This window comes from Slackia faecicanis, from assembly GCF_003725295.1.
Classification (GTDB): Bacteria; Actinomycetota; Coriobacteriia; order Coriobacteriales; family Eggerthellaceae; genus Slackia; species Slackia faecicanis.
The window spans coordinates 1-5,721 of record NZ_QICB01000012.1; the positions used below are offsets into that span (position 1 = coordinate 1).

A 5,721-nucleotide genomic window follows, 5' to 3' on the forward strand; every position below is an offset into this window, starting at 1 on the left:
GCACGCCACGGGTCAAAGGCAGTCGGGCCTGAACAGGGTGAAGGCCAGCGTCTTTAGGCGCTGGCCAGAATCCCTAGGGTTATACCCTAAGAGCAAACCACCCGTTATCACGGGTGGTTTTGATTCGTCTCGCATATTCGTATCGCGTCGCCGTGCGCGCCGGCTTTTCCAACGCGCTCCGATTCGCCCATGCTTTCGCGCGCTAGAGTGCGCGCCAACGGTTACAATAATGCGGTTAATGCAGAACAAGACCATGTTCGCAGCGCGCGGCCGAAGGCCGTTGCACCGGGCGGGGTGCGTGGCGTTGCGTGATGCCGAAGGAGCCGAGCATGACCGATCTTACGAAGAAGTACGGCACGATGGTGTTTTCCGACCATGTGATGAAGCAGCGCCTGCCATCCGACACGTATAAAAAGCTCGCGAAAACGATCAAAGAAGGCAAGCCGCTCGACCTTGATGTGGCCAATTCCGTGGCGCACGCCATGAAGGAATGGGCCATCGAGCACGGCGCCACACATTTCGCGCACTGGTTCCAGCCGCTGACGGGCATCACGTCCGAAAAGCACGACGCTTTCCTCGATCCGGTCGGAAACGGCACCGCCATCACCAAGTTCTCCGGCAAGGAGCTGATCCAGGGCGAACCCGACGCGTCCAGCTTCCCCAACGGCGGCCTGCGCGCCACCTTCGAGGCCCGCGGCTATTCCGCATGGGACCCCACGAGCTACGCGTTCGTCAAAGACGAAGTGCTGTGCATTCCTACGGCGTTTTGCTCGTACACGGGCGAAGCGCTCGATAAGAAGACCCCGCTGCTGCGCTCCATGGCGGCGATCGACGAGCAGTGCAAGCGCGTGTTGGCGCTGTTCGGCAAGCATCCCGCCAAGGTCACGGTGAACGTGGGCACCGAGCAGGAATACTTCCTTATTTCCGAGAAGGATTACGCCCGCCGCCAGGACCTCATGATGTGCGGTCGCACGTTGTTCGGCGCGCCTCCGTGCAAGGGCCAGGAGCTTGACGAGCATTACTTCGGCGCGATTCGCCCCACGGTGAACGATTTCATGAAAGAGCTCGACGACGTGCTCTGGGGCTTTGCCGTGGCCGCGAAGACGAAGCACAACGAGGTGGCTCCCGCCCAGCACGAGCTGGCGCCGGTGTTTTGCAACGCGAACCGCGCCATCGACGAGAACCTGCTCACTATGGAAATGATGAAGCTGCTGGCCAGCCATCATGGCCTGGTGTGCCTGCAGCACGAAAAGCCGTTCGAGGGCATTAACGGCTCGGGCAAGCATAACAACTGGTCGATCGGCTCCGAGGATGAAAACCTGCTCGACCCGGGCGATACTCCCGAGGAGAACCTGCAGTTCCTCGTGTTTTTGACCTGCGTCATCGCCGCGGTCGACGATTACCAGGACCTGCTGCGCATGAGCGTGGCATCCTGCGGAAACGACCATCGCCTGGGCGGCCACGAGGCCCCGCCCGCGATTATTTCTATCTTCTTGGGCGACGAGCTTTCCGACATCATCGAGGCGCTGGCCGCCGGCCACGAAGCGGGCCATGCGTCGCGTGAGTCGCTCGACTTCGGCGTGGCCGTGCTGCCCACCTTCGACCGCGACACCACCGACCGCAACCGTACGAGCCCCTTCGCGTTCACGGGCAATAAGTTCGAGTTCCGCATGCCCGGCTCTTCGGTCAACGTGGCCGATGCCAACACCATGCTCGACACGGCTGTGGCCAAGGCGCTGAAAGATTTCGCCGACGCCATGGAGGCCCGCGGCGACGAACCCTTCGAGGTTGCGGCGCTCTCCTACATTCGCAAGAGCCTTTCCGAGCACAAGCGCATCCTGTTCTCGGGCGACGGCTATTCCGAGGAATGGCACGAGGAAGCGCATCGCCGCGGCCTGTGCGACTTCACCACGACGGCCGATGCGTTGCCTTCGTTCGTCGCGCAGAAGAACATCGATCTGCTTTCCGAGATGGGCGTGCTTTCCGAGGCCGAGGTGCGCAGCCGCTACGAGGTGAAGCTCGAGAAGTACAACAAGCTCATGAACATCGAGGCCACCACGATGGAGCGCATGGCTCGCCGCACTTACCTGCCGGTGATCAGCGCATATGCCACCAAGATCGCCAAGGGCATCACCACGGTGACCGATGCCATGCCCGCCGCGGGCATGCAGCATGAGCGCCGCGAGTTGGCCACGCTGCTCGACGGCGTGAACGCCATTTACGAGGGAATCGACACCCTCGCCGAGCTCCATGCGAAGGCGAAGGCTTGCGAATGCGCCCAGGACCAGGCGAATTGCTACGCGCATGAAGTGGCGCCCGCCATGGAGGCCCTGCGTGCCGCCGTCGATGCGATGGAGCCGATCGTCGCGCGCGAGTACTGGCCCGTTCCCACCTACGATGACCTGCTGTTCTACGTGTAAGGGTGCGGCGGCCCTGGCCGTCTTCGCTCGAATGTCGGCGAAGGTGGCGCGGCCTGCCTGAATCGGAGGGTTTGTGCCGTCGGTTGCGTTTGCAGGCGCCCTGCGATTCCGTTCGATTCGTTTGCGATTGCAAGGAGGGTGTCGAAGATGGCCGCTATAGACGATGCGAAGAGACAGGAGCCAGGTTGCTCCGAATCCGGCCCAGAGCAGCTTGGCGTCGACCGCCCTCATGAGGCGACGGACGAAAGGCCGCCTTCGTCTGCTTCGGTCAAAAGAAAACGAAGCGAAGACGAAGATTCAGTGTTGGCCGCAAGCATCGGGGTTGGGCTTTGCGTCGGCGTGGCGTGGGGCATCGCCATTGATAAGCTTGCTCTCGGCATCGCGCTCGGGCTTTGCGTGGGAGTCGCGTTCGGCTCGTTTGCTAGCTTTTGGAAGAAGCGGTAGCTTTTCGATCGGTCAGAGACATCTGAAAATACAAAACGCCCGCCGAGAATCGACGTGCTCGGCGGGCGTTCGTTTGCGCGGATACGGAAGTTCTGCCTGGCTTGGATACAAAATCGGGCGTTTCGCCTACGAAAGCGCTGCGAGCAGCGAGGCGTAATCTTGCGCCGACTCGGGCACGGCGAACGTGAGCGTTTGGCCGTAGGCCTCCACGGTGACGTAGCCGGGGTCGTCATAGAGCGTGATTTCCGCGTCGACGCCTGCGGCGGCGGCCGAATACGTCGCGGCAGCGGCGGCTTCGCTCGGCAGGTCGGCGACCGACCACGAATTCACATCGAGGGCGTCTACGGCTTCGCGCGCCTGGGCGTGCGTGATTCCTGCCGCGGATGCTATTTCGTCGAGATGCGCATCGAGCTCGTTTTGCACGGTGCTCTTGATCCCCGATGCGTCCACCACGGCGTTCAAGGCGTTCGATTTCAGCGAAGAGGCGGTATTGCCGGTCTGGCTTGCGAAGAAAACGAGTCCTGCTGCGCCGATGACGGCGATCAGGGCCAGAACGCCGAGCGTACGGGCGACTGCTTTCATGGGTCCTCCTGTCGTTGCGCGCCGGCGATGCGTCCGACGCATGCGTTGCGTGTATGGTAGCGGCATTTCGCCGCGCGTTGCCGAGTCGTTTCCCTGGTCACGACACCTCCGCATACCGCGAAAGGCCTGGTCTTTCATGCGGGAGGTAAAGCGGTATTCATGTTTCGCGGGCGTTGCGCTGCATTCGCGGCTTTCGTCGCGCAATGCGCCTTTGCGACGGGGCGCCAGGCGGGGCAGTCTATAGCGCGCCCATGCCGCTCATCGCGCAATACAGCCCGACAAGGCCTGCCAGACCGACGGCGTTGATGGCGGCGAACTCCTTCATGACGCGCCCGAAATCGGCATCGGGCGTATGCAGATACAGGCGCAGTGCAATCAGGCTTGCAAGCGATGCGATCGGCGTTCCCAGGCCGCCCAGGTCCACGCCGAGCAGCAGCGGCTGCCAGTCGCCGGCGAACGGGGCCAGCAGCACGGCAGCGGGAACGTTGCTGATCGCCTGACTGATCGCCGCGCTCGCGAAAAACGGCGCCGCCTCCATCGTGGCGGCCAGGGCGTTCGCGATAGCTGGGATGGACGCGATATTGCCCGAAAACACGAAAAAGCAGACGAAGGTGGCAAGAAGTCCGTAGTCGATGCATTTCAGCGTGGCGCGGTCGAACGCCAGAAGGCCGACGAGGGTCAGCGCGAAAAGGGCCTGGTAGGGAATGATGCGCATGACGGCGGCAAGGCACAGAAGGAAAAACGCTCCGTAGACCGCCGCCTTCCTCCGTTCGAGGGGCTGCGTGCCGAACGGCGTCTTCGGCGCGTCGATTTCGCCTTTGAGCCTGAGGCAGGCAGCGCCCAGAGCTGCAAGCGTCGCCGCAGCAAACGGCAGCAGCGTTGCGAGGAAGGCGGGCAGCGGTATGCCGAACGTCGTATAGAGGAAAAGGTTTTGCGGGTTTCCCATCGGAGTGACCATGCCGCCGATATTGGCCGCGACGGCCTGCAGCACCACCACGCGCGGCAGATGATGTGTCGCCTTCGCGGCAGAAAGCGACACGATGGTGAACGGGACGAACGCCAACAGCGCCACATCGTTAGTCACAAGCATCGAGGCGAAGAACGGCAGCGCCACAAGCGCGAACGAAAGGGTGCGCAGCCCATGCGTCTTCTCGATAAGCAGATGCGCGCAGCGCGAGAACACGCCTGCGCTTCTCAATCCATCGACGGCCGCCATGAGGCAGAAAAGCAGTCCGAGCACGCGCATATCGATTGAGGCGAAGAAGTCATGCCCCGCAGGAACGAAGGCGCACGAGACGGCCGCGCATGCGAAGGCGATGCAGGGCATCGGTTCGGCGCGCACGAATGCGATCGATTGTTTCAAAAAGGAATTCAGCATGCGCAAAGTATATATCGTCGGTCGGCATCGGCCGAAGGGTCCTTTTGCCCGCGTCGAGCGAGCCGAGATGGATGGGCGGGCGCGTGGACCGGCGAAGATGCAGGCGGATGCGGCGAGACGGGCCCGAACGCGGGTGCGCACGGCAAGCCGGAAAGAAGCCATGAGCATAAATATATAGAGAGAGATGGAAATAGAAACAAAGGGGCTTCGATGCGCCCTTCGCCACGGCAGCTAGGAATCCCAAGCTGCCGTGGCGAAGACGAGCTGCCTTCTTTGTCGAGAGGCGGTCGTTTCGTCGCTTTGCGCATGGGCGGCATTCACGCCCGCGAGTCCTATCTATCTATCTATCTATCTATCTATCTATCTATCTATCTATCTATCTATCTATCTATCTATCTATCTATCTATCTACACGCTGGTCTGTCTGTCTGTCTGTCTGTCTGTCTGTCTGTCTGTCTGTCTGTCTGTCTGTCTGTCTGTCTGTCTATGCCTTCTTCATTGCTTCGTTTTACCTCTCTGTCATGCAATGCTCCACGAGGTGCGCCGTCCTACGAGGCGGCCGATTGCTCGTTGCATATGAAGCGTGAAGGCGCCGTTGCGTCTATATGGTGAGAGAAATGAGGCTAGGTAGGTTATTTAGATACTAAACGTGAAAAAGAAAGGATTGGTAACGACGTGGTGAAATGGTATATTTCATCGGAAAAAATCAACCGCTAATCGAATGATCTCAAAATTTTTTCAAAAAAGTCGTTGACTTCTATAGAGCAGGAGCGTAATATACATCCTCGCCGCTTGACGCGGCACCCCCTCGGAGACGAGGCGGGGGACCTTGAAAACCGGATACTGGAATACGGAATTTGAAGAGGACCCGAGAGGGTCCCAGCCAGACGAAGACTT

Annotated in this window: 5 protein-coding genes; 3 read left to right on the top strand and 2 right to left on the bottom strand. The window is 60.7% G+C overall.

From position 1 onward, the window contains the following. Positions 1-329 precede the first annotated feature (329 nt). Together DMP07_RS08610 and DMP07_RS08820 are read left to right on the top strand one after the other, a co-directional pair. Positions 330-2,420 (top strand): glutamine synthetase III family protein, encoded by a 2,091-nt coding sequence (locus DMP07_RS08610; protein ID WP_123198736.1) that lies wholly within the window; start codon positions 330-332, stop codon positions 2,418-2,420. 147 nt (positions 2,421-2,567) lie between these two features. Beyond that, positions 2,568-2,864 carry a glycine zipper domain-containing protein gene (locus tag DMP07_RS08820; protein ID WP_123198737.1) on the top strand — a complete coding sequence of 99 codons (297 nt, stop codon included), beginning with the start codon at positions 2,568-2,570 and terminating at the stop codon, positions 2,862-2,864. 126 nt (positions 2,865-2,990) lie between these two features. Here the strand turns inward: DMP07_RS08820 and DMP07_RS08620 are convergent, their stop codons facing one another. Both DMP07_RS08620 and DMP07_RS08625 read right to left on the bottom strand, forming a co-directional pair. After that, entirely contained in the window at positions 2,991-3,446 is a 456-nt protein-coding gene (locus DMP07_RS08620) for a hypothetical protein (RefSeq protein ID WP_123198738.1), read from the bottom strand. Between the two features lie 238 nt (positions 3,447-3,684). Continuing rightward, a complete protein-coding gene (locus tag DMP07_RS08625; RefSeq protein WP_244594965.1) occupies positions 3,685-4,773 on the bottom strand; it encodes an SLC13 family permease in 1,089 nt (362 codons plus the stop codon). On the opposite strand from DMP07_RS08625, the gene DMP07_RS09025 reads away from it, so the two are divergent. After that, the gene (locus DMP07_RS09025; RefSeq protein WP_244594966.1) at positions 4,661-5,002 is read left to right on the top strand and encodes a hypothetical protein; all 342 of its coding nucleotides are present in this window, start codon (positions 4,661-4,663) and stop codon (positions 5,000-5,002) included. The genes DMP07_RS08625 and DMP07_RS09025 overlap by 113 nt on opposite strands. Positions 5,003-5,721: the final 719 nt, after the last annotated feature.